We start from the raw sequence: 16,344 nt of genomic DNA, 5'->3' as shown, positions 1-16,344 counted from the left end.
TAAATATAGCATGTTCATACTAGATCTGCATAATTCTTATATTAAAAAGTCATTCCCCCCATTCAAAATGTTCTTTTATTTTTCCCCGATTTTTCGTTACCACGCTTAAAATTACCCGTAATTTTAGCTAACAATAACTGGATTTCCTTTGTTTGACCCTTCACTTTATGAATTTTTGCTAAAAGACGCTCAGCCTCGTTCTCCTTCACAATTTTAATTTGTTTACCTTCATAATAAATAACAATAGTCCCTTTTTTTGTGATTTGATAAGTAAATGGTTCTTCGTTCAGCCTATTTCGTTTATCTATCTCGCTCACAACTCCACCCCGATTTCTTTCATTCAACGAAACTCTACGTTGATTTAAATTAAACCTTTAACACAACTCCTTTTGGTTTACTATCAAATAGCAGCAACTGAGCAATCTTTATTAATAGATAAGTTCCTCTCTGCTTGTTTTTGCCAGTAAACTCTTCACCATGCCCATTACCAATATGTTATTATTTACATATATTACACAATTACGAGATTTTAAGGCAACGAAAAGCTAATTTGTAATGCATAGGGAAATGATTCCTTTACTCAAGAGGAATTAGGCTGTTCTATGGTAAATGGGGGTGACAGGGCTTCATAAGTTTGTTTTTATTTAAGAACACTTCCAGCAAGGAGTCTCTCCACCATGATGGCTAACCAATATTTCATGAATGGGGTAGCTTTTACTAATTATTTTTTCACATCCACCGCACTTGTTTTCTTTATCCATGCTTTTACCCATATTGGACAATCCATATTATTTCGCTACTCCATTGTACTTTTTAAAAGAGCATCCCTACTATCTATGGATAAGATGGACAGGTAATATTTTATTTATCGTAGGCATTGTATGGATTCCATTTACTAAAGAAACGGATAAAAAATATGAAAATACTTAGCAGGTCTTATCCCCCTTCGAGTAGGCCTTCATCTAGCAGAAGTGAACCTTCTGCTTTTTTTGCTACAAATACTCCTACTATTCCATGATTACTATTATAATAATGTGATAAAATCAGATAAAAAAAGAAGGTCTTTGTATGTTAGAAAAATTAAATAGATTTCTCCAAAAATACATAGCGCTCCTGACACCATTCAGTTTAATTGTAGGTGTGTTCTTAGAAAGCGTTGGACATCATTTATTATTCCTTGTGTCATGGTTATTTGCATTCATGACATTCTCAGGAAGCTTATCCATGAAATTTAAAGATGTAAAGATTTTTACCAAGCATCCTGCATTCATTTTATTCTCCATCATTTTTCTTCATCTCTTGATGCCTTTATGGGCTTATTTTTTATCCACCGTTATTTTCAATGACCATTTGTTGACGGTTGGCTTTGTCTTAGCTGTCGCTCTCCCAACAGGTGTAACCAGTGTGATTTGGATTAATATTTGTAGAGGCAATTTACCGTTAGGCCTATCGATTATTTTAATTGATACGTTACTCGCTCCATTCATTCTTCCCTTCATACTCTATATCGTGTCGGGTGAAAAAATTGAATTGGATGTAGCCTCACTGATTGTGAATTTATTGCTGATGATTGTGTTACCTACGATTTTAGGCATATTGGTGAATGAGCTTTCCAAGGGGGAAATACCTAAAAAGTATGGCAAAAAGCTGGCTCCTTTTTCAAAGCTATGTTTATTTGCGGTCATCATGATTAACAGTAGTGCAATCTCGCCCTATTTAAAAAATATAAACTTACAACTATTTTTCGTCATACTTTTAGTGTTCTTGCTTGCTGTGTCAGGCTATGTTTTTGCTTATCTAATTGGTCGGACGCTTTTAAAAGACGCTCCTCAAATGGCGACCTTTGTCTTTACGGGCGGTATGAGAAATATAGCTGTCGGGGTCATTGTTGCCACAACATACTTTCCAGGTAAAGTCGCTATGCCTGTTGTGTTTGGTATGCTCTTTCAACAGGTGCTAGCTTCTGTTTTTAGTAAGTTGGTGACAAAAAGCTCCGTTGTATAAAAAGTTTAACTAGATAAGAACACTGTTTTATTGACGGTGTTCTTATTTTAGGTTTGCACTTATACTAAATAGGAAAATCTTTTTATTTTACATTTGAAGGGTGTGCTGATATGTCATTCAATTTCCACATTACATCACCAAAAATACCTACTAATCTTAAAAAGGCAAATTTTCAGGATATTTTTTATGATGAAGAACCGTATTTAACAAATGGCATGATTGCTGATACGGTCATTGATCACGAAGAAGTTGAACGATTCATTGTATCTAAAGTTATGTTTAAAAATGTCACATTCATCAATTGTACCTTTAAAAAAATTGATCTAACGGATGTCATTTTTGAAAACTGTGATTTGTCTAACTCAAACTTAAGTGAAGGCATCATTCATAGAGTGGCTTTTAAAAACTGTAAATTATTAGGGTTGAATTTTACTGAAGCTAATCTTGGCAATGTTTCATTTGAAAATTGTATTGCAAACTTATGCAATTTCCCTGAAGTGCGTTTTAAACAAGTATTATTTGATCACACCTCCCTACAGGGTACAAATTATTATGATTGTTTACTAAATAAAGTGGCGTTTCATGAAAGTGATTTAAATGATGTTGATTTTTCTCAAACTTCCTTAAAAGGGATAGACATCAGTACATGTAAATTTAAAAGACTTCAAGTAACTCCTGAAAGTTTAAATGGCTGTGAAGTATCTTCTGAACAAGCGATTGGCTTTGCTTCATTACTAGGCTTGAAGGTTAAATACTAGTTTAAATGCTTAAAAGTTCAGGAAAAAAATGGAGCGCTTATCCTTATTCATGGATAGCGCTCACTACTTTTTCAGTTTTATCCTGCACTTTTTAGAATTCTTTCCTCCTATTTGAGGGCTATCCCTCACTTTGAGCGTTCTATCCGCTACTTCTTTAGTTTTATCCTACACTTTTAGATTTCTTTCCTTCTATTTGAGGGCTATCCCTCACTTTGAGCGTTCTATCCGCTACTTTTTCAGTTCTATCCTGCACTTTTAGAAGTCTTTCCTTCTATTTTGAAGGCTATCCCTCACTTTGAGCGTTCTATCCGCTACTTTTTCAGTTCTATCCTGCACTTTTAGAAGTCTATCCTTCTATTTGAAGGCTATCCCTCACTTTGAGCGTTCTATCCGCTACTTTTTCAGTTTTATCCTGCACTTTTAGAATTCTTTCCTTCTATTTGAGGGCTATCCCTCACTTTGAGCGTTCTATCCGCTACTTTTTCAGTTTTATCCTGCACTTTTAGAATTCTATCCTCCTATTTGAGGGCTATCCCTCACTTTGAGCGTTCTATCCGTTACTTTTTCAGTTCTATCCTGCACTTTTAGAATTCTATCCTTCTATTTGAGGGCTATCCCCCACTTTGAGCGTTCTATCCGCTACTTTTTCAGTTCTATCCTGCACTTTTAGAAGTCTATCCTTCTATTTGAGGGCTATCCTTCACTTTGAGCGTTCTATCCGCTACTTTTTCAGTTTTATCCTGCACTTTTTAGAATTCTTTCCTTCTATTTGAGGGCTATCCCTCACTTTGAGCGTTCTATCTGCTACTTTTTTAGATTTATCCTGCACTTTTAGAATGCTGTTATAAAAGAAACTACAAGAAGTTACCTTGCAACAATTGAATTGCCTGAAAATCAATATGCCTATCAATTTTTAGCCGGATTTGGTCATAAAGTGAAGATTATAAAGCCACAGAGTTTTATTGAGAAATATGTAAACTTTTTGGAGGGAGCAGTAAAGCTTTATAAATAAAGTGTTCATAGATTTTCTACTCCAGAAATGCGCCCTTTCGTTGAAAAAATGCATCTACTTTGAATCCAAGTTGAATGATTGTCATGATCGTTTCTCAACAACTTTTAGAAATTTATCTAACATGATGCTTTATTGATAATCAATAGAGGATAACACCTAGGAAGAAATGATATAGATTACTTTTAATTTATTCGAGTCAGCCCTATACTTAAGTAACTAAAAGGAGGTTCGAAAATGAAACATAATCCTTTGCACCAATGGCAAAAAGAACATAATAAACGGGTCAAAGATTTCCATAAAAATCACGCATTAACAATAGAAATTGGCGAGAATGGAAATGGGTTGTTAGCTAGGTGGGAAAGATTTCTATATAACAAGGGAAAAGCTCTTTTTAAAGCTGTCAAATAATTTTTCAGCTGTTCTTTTTTGATTTTAAAATCCCTAATATCTTTCTATTGTTCATTCGTTTGCTGTATCTGCCGCAAAAGCCTCAACCTTTTTATGGAAAACGACAAATTGGTTTGTAAGGCTTCCGGTGGTGATGCTAGCACTTATGGCAATGTTAAACCTATTGGACCCTATTCGGCAGGATTCCCATTTATTTTTTGCTTTTGTAAGGATTGTGGAGAAGTAGCTTCCATTAAAGAAGTTCAAATAGTTTCGTCCTGAAGCTGTAGCGTGTCACAACGCTACGGCTTTTTTATTAGAAAATCGATAAAAAGATCGGTAAATGTGTATCTCGTCTAATTGGGAGATCATCTCTTTGGTAAGCTTCATGTACAAATTGCGGCATTCAATACTCCATCTGACAAAGCCCACTGTTTTTCCTTCTACTACAGCGAAAACTTGATATGTACTTCATTAAATACTTTATTTGAAGAATTGTTCATTATGTTTCTTCCACCCTACAGATTGATAAACCTTTTTTATCCTTACCATTTCTAGAGAGACACCGTTGTATAGACAGTGTTTTACTGCCTACTATTCTCTGTTTCTCCATATCAAATAAGGCACTGCCTTCATATAGATTAATTCTCCAACTAACTCCACCATCGTTTGTGTCACGATTACTGCTGCGGCGATAGTTGCCCATGATGCTGGTAAAGCTAATGCCAAAGGAAGAACAACAAGAGAGTTCCTTGTTCCCATACTAAAGATAAGTGCTCTCCCTGCTCCTGTATCCAATTTGAATGTCAATCCGATCAATCGGGAAACCACGGGCATGATAATTAAAAATAAAATATAGATGGGCATGACACGTACAATGACATCGAAATCACTGTAGACCTTGCCAATTTGGGACGCAACGACCACAATTAATACAAGTGCCATAAACGGTACTGGCAACCATGCTGTACTCTCTAAAACTTTTTCACCTCGCTCGTTCTTTTTAGCCCATAACTGTGTGATAACGGCAATAATCAACGGTAGCACGATTAATAATAGAAATGCTTCTAAAAAGGGTTCTACTTGAACGATTCCTACCATCTCTTCCCCTATAAATAACCATAGATACAAAGGAAGCAACATCATTTGTACGACAAACAATATTGGTGTGGCAGCTAACATTAATTTCTCATTGCCCTTCCCTAATTGCGTAAAGACGATGACATAATCAATACAAGGTGTCAATAAAACCAAACAAACGCCTAATAAAACAGGGGCTGATTGCGGAAACAATGCTGTTAAGATCCAAACAATCATTGGGACTGCAATGAAATTCCCAACTAATAAGGCACCCATAAATTTAAGATTTGAAATAGCTTCACGTAGCTTTAAAAATGGAATTTGAGCAAACATGCCGTACATTAAAATCGCTATTAATGGTGAGATCATCCAGTCTAAAGTAGCTCCGAATTCTTCATTTGTGAAACCTAATAGCCCACCGATCATTAAAGAAAAAACATAAATCCAAATTTGATGGTTTTCTAGCTGTTCCCTCGTCATACTCACTGCTTACTCCTCCTAATTGATGATCCGTCTTCCTCTACGGGAAGAAACCTTCCATCAGTATAACATGACAGATTGCTGTTCTACTTTTCTGAAAACAATCCATAAGCATATGACCAACATGCTATACTATTCAATAAAAGGGAATATAAAGGAGATGAAGGAGGCTAAGACCATCTTGTTAGATCAATTACTAGCGAATGCCAATGATTGTAGCTGGTATCTCTCATCCTCTGAAGCAGTGGATGGACTATCTGAAAAGGAGGCATTTTGGAAGCCAGATGCTACTAGTCATAGCATTGCTGAAATTGTCCAACATCTTATTTATTGGAATGAAACATGGCAATGTCGGTATAAGGAAAATCAAGTTCATGCCTGTGTACCCATCAATGATAATGCGGATACTTTTCTAGTTAGAGATGGGGACACTTTCTTTTCATTAAAAGAAAAGTTGTTAAACATATTACTCCACTGGCAAGAGCTTCTTGAGGAGGAGCAGCTACTGTCAATTGCCAATGGCTATCCAGTGCAGGCTGAATGGTGGGCCATCATATCGAATGCCGCCACTCATAATGCCTACCATATTGGACAATTAGCTTATATTCGTAAAATGGAAAAATAGGAAGCAAGTAAAGACAATGGAGGTGATTTTTTGACTGATAAGAATAGAGTAATACTTAGCTCGGTTAGTGGTTTGGCATTACTGACATTAGGAGCCTACAGAATCTTTACAAATAACTTAGCAGCGATGTCCCTACTAGTTGCCTATATGTTCTTGATTGGTGGAATGATTGGCTTTGTTTGTAGTGTTGTAAAGTTGTCTAGAATGGCTTGAATTTTGCATTACTTTTTTAAACAATCATAATCGCCACTATGAAAGTAATTAGGATTTCCTTATACTTATAAAAAATGACAAGAGGATGGTGTAATAAATATGATGTTTGCTCCATTATTTGAACAGGACGTACCAGCAATCCTTCTTCCTTAACGGTAGAAGCTCTTTTTCTCCGTTAAGGGCATAGGTATCTATGAAAACGGAGGAAAAAAACATGAGAAATAAAGGTATCGGCGCCATCTTTTTATCGCTTGCTGCGAGTATTTGGGGTGCCATGTATGTAGTAGTTAAAGTAGTGGTGGAGGTTGTGCCACCATTGGAGCTTGTTTGGATTCGTTATTTGATTGCGGTGATAGCACTCGGTATTATCGGCATCGTGATGAAGCAATCTTGGACAATCGCTAAAAAAGATTGGTTGATTATTTTTCTTGTTGGTCTCATCGGGAATACGATTTCGATTGTCACGCAAGAAATGGGGACAATGCTCTCCACTGCTCAAATGGGGGCGATGATTACTGCTACAACCCCTGCTTTTATGGTTGTCTTCGCTCGTTTCATTTTGCAGGAAAACATTACGATTAAAAAATGCTTGTCGATCGTCCTCGCGACCATTGGCGTTGGGATCATTGTGGGCAACGGCCAAATCGATATTACACAGCAATTAGGTGGATTCTACTTACTAGTCGCTGCTTTAACGTGGGCATTCATGTCGGCATTAGTAAAAAAAGTGCCTAGCCACTACTCACAAATTGTTGTGACAACCTATTCATCTATGGTAGCTGTGATTTTGTTGACACCTTTTATCCTGCCAAGATTAAAGGATTTGGCGCTAACAACTATTTTGCAGCCAACGATTTCAGGCGGCTTGCTTTACTTAGGCATTGTTTCTACAGCGGGTGGCTTTTTATTGTGGAATAAAGGGCTTCAATTAATGAATGCGTCAAGTGGCGGCTTATTTTTCTTCTTCCAGCCCATTGTTGGCACATTTTTAGGCTGGCTCTTATTAGGAGAGACGATAGGACTGTCCTTTTGGCTAGGCTCCCTGTTCATATTGAGTGGTGTTTTTATCGTGATTCGAGATGAATAAATGGACGTGCGTTTCTATTTTATATAGAGACGCACTTTTTATGTTGACATCTAGACGCTACCTTAGCTAGTCATGTTGACAATTGCAGGCTCATATATTGCAAAAGCCTAAAGGAGCTGATACTGTGATTACCTTTTTCGATAACTTAAAAGAACTCGCTTTGTTAGTCATATTAATTGCCAGTATGGTATATCGTCGACAGCTAAAATTAACGAAATGGCAAAGAACACTAACAATTGGTGAATGGACCATGTATATCATGCTTTCGATTGCCTTGCCTCTTTATGCGGTACTTTATATTGCTTTTATTTTGGGCACATAGCAAAATAAAACATCCTATGCTATTTGGGGGAGGATTTTTATGTTTCAGACAATGGACCATTTTTTACATTCTTGGACAGGTGAAGCTGCTGCTACACAAAAATTACTAGATTAGCTGACGGTTGAATCGCTTCAGCAAACCATAACACCTTTGGTCGCATTGCTTGGAGGAGATTACTGCACATCGAATCCTATTCTGATAAAACGTTCAAGTAATGATGAAGCAGTATTTGCATAAATTGATTTAGACTTAAACATTTCTATACAGGAAATAAAGAATTATGCTATAATACATGAGAATACTCAAAGGGTATCAACCAATTCTGAACTGTAGCGATTAACTTCGCTGCAGGTTTTTTTATATGTTGACGAGCTGAAAAAAGAGAGCAATCATTTAAAAGAAAATGAAAGGGCTCTCTTGTTTTATGTTTCTTTATCCTTCTTCCCCCATTGATAGGGCTTATTTGACCAATTCCACATGAGAATCAACAGATAGATGAAGAACATTAGGCCGATCATCATCATGACATTTTCTCCCCATATAATCGATTCTTGTTTTCTCCATTGATTGATTGTTCTAACAATGAAATAGGTACAAGGATAGATAAAATAATTTATTTGGTCTCGTCTCAATCTCACACCTCTATTATCCGTCTTACTGGTCAATCATTGTCACAAGCTTGTTCATCGTTTTCCAATTGCGCACCGTTGCAGGTATCTCCAGCTTGTGTAGCTGTTGACCCAGCTTGGCATTACGGATGCTCTCGTAAAATAACAGATAAACGTCTCTGCCCTTGATGAGACAACGCTCTTTTTCACTTTCGTAGGCTAATAACTTCCCAGCATTCACTTCAGTGGGTGCAACTGGTAGCATGGCGACATGGCGACTTTCCCCTGTAGCTGCGGTACTTGCCTCAGCCATATCTTGCTCTGAAAACGGACAATTATTGACGATTGATTGCAGTTCTTCGGCTGTTCTGATTATCACGATACTTGTGATATTGAAAACTGTTTGAATGGTTGCTTGTATTTGCTGTTGTAGGTATACCTCAGACTCACTTGATTCAAACAAGATATTGCCGCTTTGAATATATGTCCGAATGTTTTGTAATCCCAGCGGTATAAGCGCTTCTCTTAATTCAGCCATTTTCAATTTATTGTGTCCACCTACATTAATGCCTCTTAAAAATGCTATATATTTCGTCATGCCATTCCACCTTTCCTTTCATCCTCTAGTATAGCAACCTCTAGGGAATAATAGGAAAAAACTGCACCCTTTTATTCCAGGTGCAGTTCAATGATTAGGCTAATTGGTGAATGTCCTCTATCAAGCGATCCACTTGTTCCTTTTTTGTCGCCCAGCTTGTGCAAAAGCGCACAACGGTATGGTTGTCATCAAAGGTTTCCCAAGTAGAGAAGGAATATTTCTCAGCCAATGCCGTCAGCATGTCGTTTGGTAAAATCGGAAACTGCTGATTGGTTTTCGAATCATAGCGCAATGCAAAGCCTTTGTCGATAAACGCCTGTCGAATTAGCATCGCCATGTCTACAGCATGATGAGAAATAGCCATATAAAGGTCTTCTTCAAATAGGGTTTCAAACTGAATGCCTAATAAACGTCCCTTAGCAAGCAGCCCTCCTCTTTGCTTCATCATGTAGCGAAAATCCCTTTGGTACGCAGGATTCACTATTACGACCGCTTCGCCAAATAATGCGCCCATTTTCGTGCCACCAATATAAAAAACATCACAAAGCTTCGCAATCTCTGCTAAGGATAAATCGCTATCTTGCGCTACAAGCCCGTATCCTAATCGCGCCCCATCTAAAAATAGCGGTAAGCCACATTCTCGACAAACCTCACTTAAAGCCGTTAATTCCGCCTTGCTATACGTCGTGCCATTTTCTGTAGGATGAGATATGTACACTAAGCCCGGCTGCACCATATGCTCATGCGTGCTATCCTGCCAATGAGCATCATAGCATGCTTTCACCTGTGCTGCCGTTATTTTGCCATCCTCGCTCGGCAATGTCAGCACTTTATGACCAGTGGCTTCAATCGCACCTGTTTCATGCACCGCAATATGTCCCGTATGCGCGGCAATAACCCCCTGATGAGGACGCAAAATAGACGAGATAACAATTGTATTCGTTTGCGTACCACCGACTAAAAAGTGAATATCTGCTTGTTCTGCTGCAATTGCTTTTTTAATATAAGCTCTTGCTGTTTCCGAATGCTCATCCATACCATAGCCAGGTGTTTGCTCTTCATTTGTCGCCACTAATCGTTGCAAAATCTGTGGATGTGCACCTTCTGCATAATCATTTTCGAATCGTATCATATTAAGTCCCTCCAAATTCTCTCTATCTATTACTCTATCTTACGCCATGTTGCCCCATCTTCGCCATTTGTTTGTTCTTATGATAGGGTGATGCTTCTCATTGTGGTGTCCCTTTGTTCGACCCAAATGAATCGTCATTTTATCAGTCGAGACACAGCGCCATTAATAGCTATATTCATCAGCATTCACCGATGATTCTGCACAATTAATAGAGATTGTAGAAACAAATGCTCCGAATATTGATTATTTACTGGCTCCTCTATCATTCATACCGCGTCCTGTGTAAACATCAAGTACTCCTTTAATACTATCGCTCCGAGTGTCAATTTGGCTAACTAGATGATTGATGCAGAAACAAGACAATTAAGATAACCTTACATATGAATAAAGCTGGAGACCAGTCTACTACCGGTTTCCAACTTTTTCATGGTAGATGCTTATGCTCCGATTTTGAGACGGTTCCTGACAATTCGGTTATTTTATAACACGCTTTTGGCTGCGTTTTCTTGTGATTTTGTCTTTGAGCGGAATTACGAGGAAATATAGTAAATTACCTAAACCATTCCTTCATTCCCCTGATGAGCCACATGATGAATCACTAGTGGATGCGCTATAATCAGCACAATGATGGCTTTCCTGTGAGGAAATCTGTGCATCATTTGTTAGAAAATCGTTTGTTGGGTGACTATGGTGTGATTGTTCGCTCGATTTATTGTACGGTTGATTGAGCATACTGACTATACCGACGACAACGATGATCCCAATAAACAAAATAAATAAAGTCATTTTATATCAACTCCTCTCAACCATTTTATATATTATACCATTTATTGTTATTGTTTACAGTATACTATGGATTGTTTCTGGATTTTTTTTATTGCTAATGTGTTTTGTAGAAAGGTATCGGTCTTATGTATTTTATGTAATGATGGTATCGATTCTCTTTGGCATTGGTCTAATGGCCATGAAATGAAGGATAAAATAACACCACAATCACGATGATTGTGGTGTCAGTATTATGATTGCGATTTACGTGTTGCAGATTTTTTCGAGCGAGTACCTTCGTTCGAATTTTTCTTTTGCTCTTGTGTTAAAGCATTTTCTTCACGCACATCTAAATCATCTGGACTTAAATCTGTCGCTAATTCTGCCAACTCTGACTGACGTTTATATTGCTTGCCCTTCGACAAAATGATCACCTCCAAGTAGTCTTACATTGCCCTATTTGATTTGATCTATTCCCAGTACAGTATGAAATGATTATTTCTAGCTAAACTAATTTCACTGTCTGCTGGTTCAAAAGATGGTCATACAGTTGCTCATATAATTTATGGTAGGTCGCAAGGCTATGCTGCTTGGTATAGTCAAAGTCCTTGTCAGAAACGAAATGATGTGCACAATTAGAATCCATGCGGTTTGCTCAAATTGAATATTCCTTTCATGTTCTTCAATGAGCATCAATAGAAGGTGTTCTTGGCGGTACATTTCTTTTATAGAATGTTGTTTTTTCATTGTAAAGATTTCAATTGTACGAGAAAGCGATGCCTAGTAGAATTCTTTTCATTGATAACTTTTAACACGCCAGAAAATCATATACAGTCCCCCTTTCCAATATAATCTATAACATGTCATTGATAAGGAAAGAAGGGCGATGGAATAATGACGATTATCACAAAGCCATCCATTGGCTTAACCCAATTTACAGACTTCACGATGAAGGGAAGTACAGCCAAGACGAAGTTTGTGAAAGATATTAAATATCAGGGAGATTATCATCCAATTAAAGATTATTGGAAGGCATTACGTGATGGTTTAAAAAAATACCATGAACAGGGTTTGCCTGACGATTATTTACTCGATATGATCGATAATGCCCTCCCTGCACGGCAAAAAAATTATCAGGATGTCGTAAAAGCTTATTTAAAATTTTTAAAAAATAAAAATGTTCAATGGTTTGCACCAGGTAAAGCTAATTGGTATAGTGATGCATTAACGGTGCGTTCCAATCCTGAACTTGGTTTAATCATCGACGATATCCCCTACTTGATTAAGCTGTATTTCAAAGGTAAAAATGAGCGCATTGATAAATATAAATGCCAATCTGCCTTAACCCTCCTGAAAAACTCTCACTACGAAATAGAACACCCTGACACTATTAAACATGCCATTTTAAACGTGCAAAAAGGTCGCCTGCTGACTGAAGATCAATCGACGGACGATCATCGAATTGCGCTGGAATCCGATGCAGCTCAATTTATGTTTATATGGAATAGGCTCTAGCCTAAGCAAGCTTCAACCAAGCTAAATCTTCCCAAAAGGCAGTCATCTAACATAAAATCATTATTATTACGCGATTTTATCTGTATCCTCCATGACAAATGAGCGTTTGTTATAGGATAATGGGCTTGTGTCTATTAAAGGTAAAGGAAGTGCTACTCGATGAATGCAGAAATGGTGATGCAGGAGCTGGAGGCTCTAGGCAAGGAACGGACGAAAAAAATGTATCTGTCAAATGGTGCACAGGAGCCACTGTTTGGTGTGGCAACGGGAGCCATGAAGCCTATTGCGAAGAAAATCAAAATCAATCAAGCTCTAGCAGAAGAACTTTATGCTACAGGTAACTATGATGCGATGTATTTTGCAGGCGTTATTGCTGATCCCAAAGCAATGACTGTGGAAGATTTTGGTCGTTGGATGGATGCGGCTTATTTTTATATGCTGTCTGATTATGTTGTAGCGGTTACGTTAGCGGAAGCACCTATTGCACAGGAGGTGGCGGATGCATGGATTGCCAGCGGTGAGGAGCTAAGAATGTCAGCGGGCTGGAGCTGCTATTGCTGGCTTTTAGGAAATCGCAAGGATAGCGAATTTTCTATGAGCAAATTAGCCGACATGCTGGAAGTGGTAAAAAATACAATTCATGATGCACCAGCACGCACGAAATCTGCGATGAATAATTTTCTATACACAGTGGCCATTTCCTATGTACCACTTCATGAGCAAGCCATTGAAACGGCACAGGCAATTGGTCCAGTGGAAATGAAAAGAGACAACAAAAAAAACACTACGCTAAATGCTTATGAAACGATTCAAAAGGAAGTAGAGCGAGGCAGACTTGGTTTTAAACGAAAATATGTAAGATGTTAAACATCGTGTCTAATAAGACATCCCTCCCACAAGGATGGATGTCTTTTTTAGATAAAAAACAATGAATTTTAAAATCAAGGTACCGTAACCAGTGAGGTGCTTTGAATGAAACAGAAACAAAGGGCAACCATTTTCTTAAAAATTGTCACTATTCTGCTAGGTATTTCTGCTTTAGCTTTAGGGCTATTTTGGTTACCTGACATGGCTAGTTGAGACGCAGTAGCACATCCCGAATCTGCCTATTTGTCCTATCTTTTTTAATCTATGTGTCTGCTCTATGTGTTCCCTACTACATTGCGTTATATCAAGCTTATCGTCTCTTAATCAACATCGACCAGCATAAAGCGTTCTCGGCATCGTCTGTAAAGGCTTTGAGAACTATCAAATATTGTGCATTCACGATTGTTCTCTTTCTTGCACTGGCATTGCAGCATCTATCATCATGTTTACTGACAAGGAAGACATAACTGGCATTATGATGCTGGCACTCATTTGCATCTTTACCTCAAGCATCATTGCGATGTTTGCGGCTATTGTGCATCAACTATTACAAATAACCGTTGAGCTACAATACGAAAATGGATTAACGGTCTAATCTAATACGACTCGACATAATCGCTTACGCTGCATCTACATTTTTTCGAGTTGCTCGAAAATCAGTGCCATCCGTCAAGGGCACAGGATATTGGTTTGCCATAAGACATGGTTTTATTGAGTTTCAACAACCGCTGAAGCAAAATAAATTGGCACTAACAATTAAAAGTTGTTAGTGCCAATTTATCGCCTATACACGTAGCTACTACTTCCGCTGTTTCGAAAATTCTTCGTAAAAGGGCTTCATTTTATACGCCACATGCCTATTGCTCTAGTCCCCTCCAACTTTTACAACTATTTTACTATAAAAATATATCAAAATTTACTTTTTAACAGTATAATAATTACATATTTCAATAATAGGAGGGTATTTATGAAGAAATTGGTTTTATTAATGGCGATGTTTACATTATTTCTCGCTACAGCCTCTATTGCGGAAGCACATCCTGGGCGTTTAGATGGCAATGGTGGGCATAATTGCTCGGACAAGTCCAAAGCGAAAGGGCTTTGTTCAGGCTACCATTATCATAATGGAGGGTCCTCCTCAGGTGGTCAAAGCCAATCTACACCGACACCAAAAGCAACTACAGCCCCAGTGTTGACAAAAGTAGCTGTCTATTTAAATAATGTAAAGCAACATTACACGCCTGGCGCTTATATGAAAAATGGCACAACATTAGTGCCGATGAAGGCCATTTTTGAATCACTTGGAGCAACAGTTGCTTATGAAAGTGCAACGAAAAAAGTAACGGCAACAAAGGGCAGTAAAAAAATTGTGCTTGGTGTGGGGAATAAAATGGCTTATGTTGATGCAAATGGTACTACATCCACTATCGCCCTCAGCCATCCAGCTGAAATTTATCAAGGAACAACGATGGTCCCTCTAAGATTTGTCAGTCAAGCACTTGGTGCAGATGTAACATTTGATGAGGCAGCATTGATTGTTTATATCTCGACCAATTAATGGATAGGCTTTACAGCAGCATTCCTCAGGATGCTGTTTTTTATTGTTGCTTAAAGTCAAAATCGTACTTCTTATTGATTTTCCCAGCAATGGTTTCTAAAAATGATGCCACTGTCATATTCTCGACTTCATTTGTATACCATGCTAGTTTCGCACCATAGTTCTTTTTATTATAATTCACTTCTAAGGGCCAGAAATTTTCCGTTTTATAAGTATAATCAAACTTCACATATAATTGTTTCCCCTCTGGACATTCCATTATCACCTTGTACAATGGTTTTTTTCTTTCTTGCTCAAATTTCACTTTTTTTATTTTCGTTAACATCAAAACCCCTCCTCTCTTCTACTACATTCGACAAAACTTTGAAAAAACCTTTATTTAATGAAAAAGGATAAAGCTCGCTTTTGCCTGCAAGCCCTATCCTGCCCAGTTAATTCGCTATAAATTTATCGTAATAACGTTTAAGCATTGTCGCCATTTGTTCCCGCGTGAGAGCGCCTGCCGGATTCATGTTCTGACTGCCATCGCCTCGGATAATTCCTTCGTTAACGGCCCATTCCCATGCCTCTTTATGAGATGCTCCTACTTCTCTGCTTGCTTGTAGGCTAGCTTTTTCAGCTAATAAGCTTTTTAACGTCGCAATTTCTTGTTTCAGCTCATTATATTGTGACACTGTTAATCCCTCCTCAAGTCCATTTTTAATATCTAGCTGGAACTGTGCTTCTGAAATCCCCATACTTTTTAAATAGGCAAAAGGATCTTTGTGTGTGGTACCTCCTAGATTTTCCGTAATCCATCGATGTGACTTAATGCCGTTACCATTGCCATCTAAAACAGTTGGGACTCCTGCCTCTATGGCAAGCTTACGTAACAGCCAAATATACGCTGCATAATCCTTTTTAAACTGTTCCTTATTAGCAGTCCGTGCCAGCTCCACCTGGGCATAGCTATATGGATTTCCTTTTGGACCACAGCCATATTGCACACGATTCACAGGGGCTACTTGTACGATTCGTCCACCACCGCCTACCCAGTGGGATACAAAAGCATTCGCTTTATTTCTATTCATATAGGCAATCTCGTTTTCCAATGCGTTTGGACCAGTATTGCTGCTATTACCTGATTCATGCGCCACCACATATTTTACAGCCGTGAGCGCTTGATTCGGTAACCCTGACATGATCTGTTTTTCAATAACATAACTCATACTACACCACCCTTTCCTATCATTTTTTTGTGAATGACAGCTATGTTATTCATTTCTACTATTTGTGATGTTCAGGGAAAACGATAATTAATCAGAGGTATTCCTTACGAGGCTTAACAGGTTCT

21 protein-coding genes and 1 pseudogene are annotated in these 16,344 nt (G+C 38.0%); 14 read left to right on the top strand and 8 right to left on the bottom strand.

Annotated elements, in window-relative coordinates:
• Window positions 1–62 precede the first annotated feature (62 nt).
• Entirely contained in the window at window positions 63–317 is a 255-nt protein-coding gene (locus V6670_RS10325; protein ID WP_338654037.1) for a hypothetical protein, read from the bottom strand.
• Window positions 318–1,068: 751 nt separating this feature from the next.
• Here V6670_RS10325 and V6670_RS10320 point away from each other — a divergent pair.
• The 4 genes from V6670_RS10320 (at window position 1,069) to V6670_RS10305 (ending at window position 4,182) form a co-directional block, all read left to right on the top strand.
• On the top strand, window positions 1,069–2,004 hold the full coding sequence (locus V6670_RS10320; RefSeq protein WP_338654034.1) for a bile acid:sodium symporter family protein: 936 nt from the start codon (window positions 1,069–1,071) through the stop codon (window positions 2,002–2,004).
• A gap of 110 nt (window positions 2,005–2,114) precedes the next feature.
• A complete protein-coding gene (locus tag V6670_RS10315; protein ID WP_338654033.1) occupies window positions 2,115–2,762 on the top strand; it encodes a pentapeptide repeat-containing protein in 648 nt (215 codons plus the stop codon).
• Window positions 2,763–3,606: 844 nt separating this feature from the next.
• Window positions 3,607–3,774 (top strand): hypothetical protein, encoded by a 168-nt coding sequence (locus V6670_RS10310; protein ID WP_338654576.1) that lies wholly within the window; start codon window positions 3,607–3,609, stop codon window positions 3,772–3,774.
• Window positions 3,775–4,008: 234 nt separating this feature from the next.
• A complete protein-coding gene (locus V6670_RS10305; RefSeq protein ID WP_338654032.1) occupies window positions 4,009–4,182 on the top strand; it encodes a hypothetical protein in 174 nt (57 codons plus the stop codon).
• Window positions 4,183–4,755: 573 nt separating this feature from the next.
• Here V6670_RS10305 and V6670_RS10300 read toward each other — a convergent pair.
• Complete coding sequence (locus V6670_RS10300; RefSeq protein WP_338654030.1) at window positions 4,756–5,727, bottom strand: arsenic resistance protein; 972 nt, start codon at window positions 5,725–5,727, stop codon at window positions 4,756–4,758.
• A 154-nt stretch (window positions 5,728–5,881) separates the two neighbouring features.
• Between V6670_RS10300 and V6670_RS10295 the strand changes: the two genes are divergently transcribed.
• From V6670_RS10295 to V6670_RS10275, 5 genes and pseudogenes are all read left to right on the top strand, one after another.
• Window positions 5,882–6,346: a DinB family protein gene (locus tag V6670_RS10295; RefSeq protein ID WP_338654029.1), complete on the top strand. Its 465-nt coding sequence runs from the start codon at window positions 5,882–5,884 to the stop codon at window positions 6,344–6,346.
• A 30-nt stretch (window positions 6,347–6,376) separates the two neighbouring features.
• Window positions 6,377–6,559, top strand: coding sequence for a hypothetical protein (locus V6670_RS10290; RefSeq protein ID WP_141903252.1), 183 nt, complete (start codon window positions 6,377–6,379; stop codon window positions 6,557–6,559).
• Window positions 6,560–6,773: 214 nt separating this feature from the next.
• Complete coding sequence (locus V6670_RS10285) at window positions 6,774–7,646, top strand: DMT family transporter (protein WP_141903251.1); 873 nt, start codon at window positions 6,774–6,776, stop codon at window positions 7,644–7,646.
• Window positions 7,647–7,743: 97 nt separating this feature from the next.
• Window positions 7,744–7,968: a hypothetical protein gene (locus V6670_RS10280; protein WP_058843081.1), complete on the top strand. Its 225-nt coding sequence runs from the start codon at window positions 7,744–7,746 to the stop codon at window positions 7,966–7,968.
• 39 nt (window positions 7,969–8,007) lie between these two features.
• A pseudogene (locus V6670_RS10275) lies at window positions 8,008–8,079 on the top strand (hypothetical protein); the annotation flags it as partial.
• Between the two features lie 543 nt (window positions 8,080–8,622).
• On the opposite strand, the gene V6670_RS10270 reads toward V6670_RS10275, so the two are convergent.
• The 4 genes from V6670_RS10270 to V6670_RS10255 form a co-directional block, all read right to left on the bottom strand.
• Window positions 8,623–9,174 carry a DUF1697 domain-containing protein gene (locus V6670_RS10270; RefSeq protein WP_338654026.1) on the bottom strand — a complete coding sequence of 184 codons (552 nt, stop codon included), beginning with the start codon at window positions 9,172–9,174 and terminating at the stop codon, window positions 8,623–8,625.
• Between the two features lie 94 nt (window positions 9,175–9,268).
• On the bottom strand, window positions 9,269–10,306 hold the full coding sequence (locus V6670_RS10265) for a low specificity L-threonine aldolase (RefSeq protein ID WP_141903248.1): 1,038 nt from the start codon (window positions 10,304–10,306) through the stop codon (window positions 9,269–9,271).
• 567 nt (window positions 10,307–10,873) lie between these two features.
• Window positions 10,874–11,092 carry a hypothetical protein gene (locus tag V6670_RS10260; RefSeq protein ID WP_080717073.1) on the bottom strand — a complete coding sequence of 73 codons (219 nt, stop codon included), beginning with the start codon at window positions 11,090–11,092 and terminating at the stop codon, window positions 10,874–10,876.
• Between the two features lie 230 nt (window positions 11,093–11,322).
• On the bottom strand, window positions 11,323–11,505 hold the full coding sequence (locus V6670_RS10255) for a hypothetical protein (RefSeq protein WP_230593830.1): 183 nt from the start codon (window positions 11,503–11,505) through the stop codon (window positions 11,323–11,325).
• A 460-nt stretch (window positions 11,506–11,965) separates the two neighbouring features.
• On the opposite strand from V6670_RS10255, the gene V6670_RS10250 reads away from it, so the two are divergent.
• The 5 genes from V6670_RS10250 to V6670_RS10230 all read left to right on the top strand — a co-directional run bounded on the left by V6670_RS10250 (window position 11,966) and on the right by V6670_RS10230 (window position 15,011).
• Complete coding sequence (locus tag V6670_RS10250; RefSeq protein WP_058843202.1) at window positions 11,966–12,586, top strand: hypothetical protein; 621 nt, start codon at window positions 11,966–11,968, stop codon at window positions 12,584–12,586.
• A gap of 159 nt (window positions 12,587–12,745) precedes the next feature.
• A complete protein-coding gene (locus tag V6670_RS10245) occupies window positions 12,746–13,453 on the top strand; it encodes a DNA alkylation repair protein (RefSeq protein WP_338654021.1) in 708 nt (235 codons plus the stop codon).
• A gap of 266 nt (window positions 13,454–13,719) precedes the next feature.
• Complete coding sequence (locus V6670_RS10240) at window positions 13,720–13,920, top strand: DUF2975 domain-containing protein (protein WP_338654019.1); 201 nt, start codon at window positions 13,720–13,722, stop codon at window positions 13,918–13,920.
• Window positions 13,896–14,048, top strand: a complete 153-nt coding sequence (locus V6670_RS10235) for a DUF2975 domain-containing protein (protein ID WP_338654017.1) — start codon at window positions 13,896–13,898, stop codon at window positions 14,046–14,048. Before V6670_RS10240 ends, V6670_RS10235 begins: the two co-directional genes overlap by 25 nt.
• 372 nt (window positions 14,049–14,420) lie before the next feature.
• Window positions 14,421–15,011 carry a copper amine oxidase N-terminal domain-containing protein gene (locus tag V6670_RS10230; protein ID WP_338654016.1) on the top strand — a complete coding sequence of 197 codons (591 nt, stop codon included), beginning with the start codon at window positions 14,421–14,423 and terminating at the stop codon, window positions 15,009–15,011.
• A gap of 40 nt (window positions 15,012–15,051) precedes the next feature.
• Here V6670_RS10230 and V6670_RS10225 read toward each other — a convergent pair whose 3' ends face one another.
• A complete protein-coding gene (locus V6670_RS10225; protein WP_036122715.1) occupies window positions 15,052–15,336 on the bottom strand; it encodes a hypothetical protein in 285 nt (94 codons plus the stop codon).
• A gap of 106 nt (window positions 15,337–15,442) precedes the next feature.
• Window positions 15,443–16,219 carry an N-acetylmuramoyl-L-alanine amidase gene (locus V6670_RS10220; protein WP_338654015.1) on the bottom strand — a complete coding sequence of 259 codons (777 nt, stop codon included), beginning with the start codon at window positions 16,217–16,219 and terminating at the stop codon, window positions 15,443–15,445.
• Window positions 16,220–16,344: the final 125 nt, after the last annotated feature.

This window comes from Lysinibacillus sp. Y5S-8, from assembly GCF_036894365.1.
GTDB classification, from domain to species: Bacteria; Bacillota; Bacilli; order Bacillales_A; family Planococcaceae; genus Lysinibacillus; species Lysinibacillus fusiformis_D.
The sequence above is the reverse complement of the archived record's forward strand: the minus strand, read 5'-3'. Positions and strand labels throughout refer to the sequence as shown.

Bases quoted from the DNA above. Each gene is read 5' to 3' on its own strand.
- V6670_RS10235 (WP_338654017.1), top strand. From the start codon at position 13,896: ATGTTTACTGACAAGGAAGACATAACTGGCATTATGATGCTGGCACTC.
- V6670_RS10285 (WP_141903251.1), top strand. From the start codon at position 6,774: ATGAGAAATAAAGGTATCGGCGCCATCTTTTTATCGCTTGCTGCGAGT.
- V6670_RS10295 (WP_338654029.1), top strand. From the start codon at position 5,882: ATGAAGGAGGCTAAGACCATCTTGTTAGATCAATTACTAGCGAATGCC.
- V6670_RS10230 (WP_338654016.1), top strand. From the start codon at position 14,421: ATGAAGAAATTGGTTTTATTAATGGCGATGTTTACATTATTTCTCGCT.
- V6670_RS10260 (WP_080717073.1), bottom strand. From the start codon at position 11,092: ATGACTTTATTTATTTTGTTTATTGGGATCATCGTTGTCGTCGGTATA.
- V6670_RS10245 (WP_338654021.1), top strand. From the start codon at position 12,746: ATGAATGCAGAAATGGTGATGCAGGAGCTGGAGGCTCTAGGCAAGGAA.
- V6670_RS10225 (WP_036122715.1), bottom strand. From the start codon at position 15,336: ATGTTAACGAAAATAAAAAAAGTGAAATTTGAGCAAGAAAGAAAAAAA.
- V6670_RS10315 (WP_338654033.1), top strand. From the start codon at position 2,115: ATGTCATTCAATTTCCACATTACATCACCAAAAATACCTACTAATCTT.
- V6670_RS10220 (WP_338654015.1), bottom strand. From the start codon at position 16,219: ATGAGTTATGTTATTGAAAAACAGATCATGTCAGGGTTACCGAATCAA.
- V6670_RS10305 (WP_338654032.1), top strand. From the start codon at position 4,009: ATGAAACATAATCCTTTGCACCAATGGCAAAAAGAACATAATAAACGG.
- V6670_RS10320 (WP_338654034.1), top strand. From the start codon at position 1,069: ATGTTAGAAAAATTAAATAGATTTCTCCAAAAATACATAGCGCTCCTG.
- V6670_RS10250 (WP_058843202.1), top strand. From the start codon at position 11,966: ATGACGATTATCACAAAGCCATCCATTGGCTTAACCCAATTTACAGAC.
- V6670_RS10265 (WP_141903248.1), bottom strand. From the start codon at position 10,306: ATGATACGATTCGAAAATGATTATGCAGAAGGTGCACATCCACAGATT.
- V6670_RS10270 (WP_338654026.1), bottom strand. From the start codon at position 9,174: ATGACGAAATATATAGCATTTTTAAGAGGCATTAATGTAGGTGGACAC.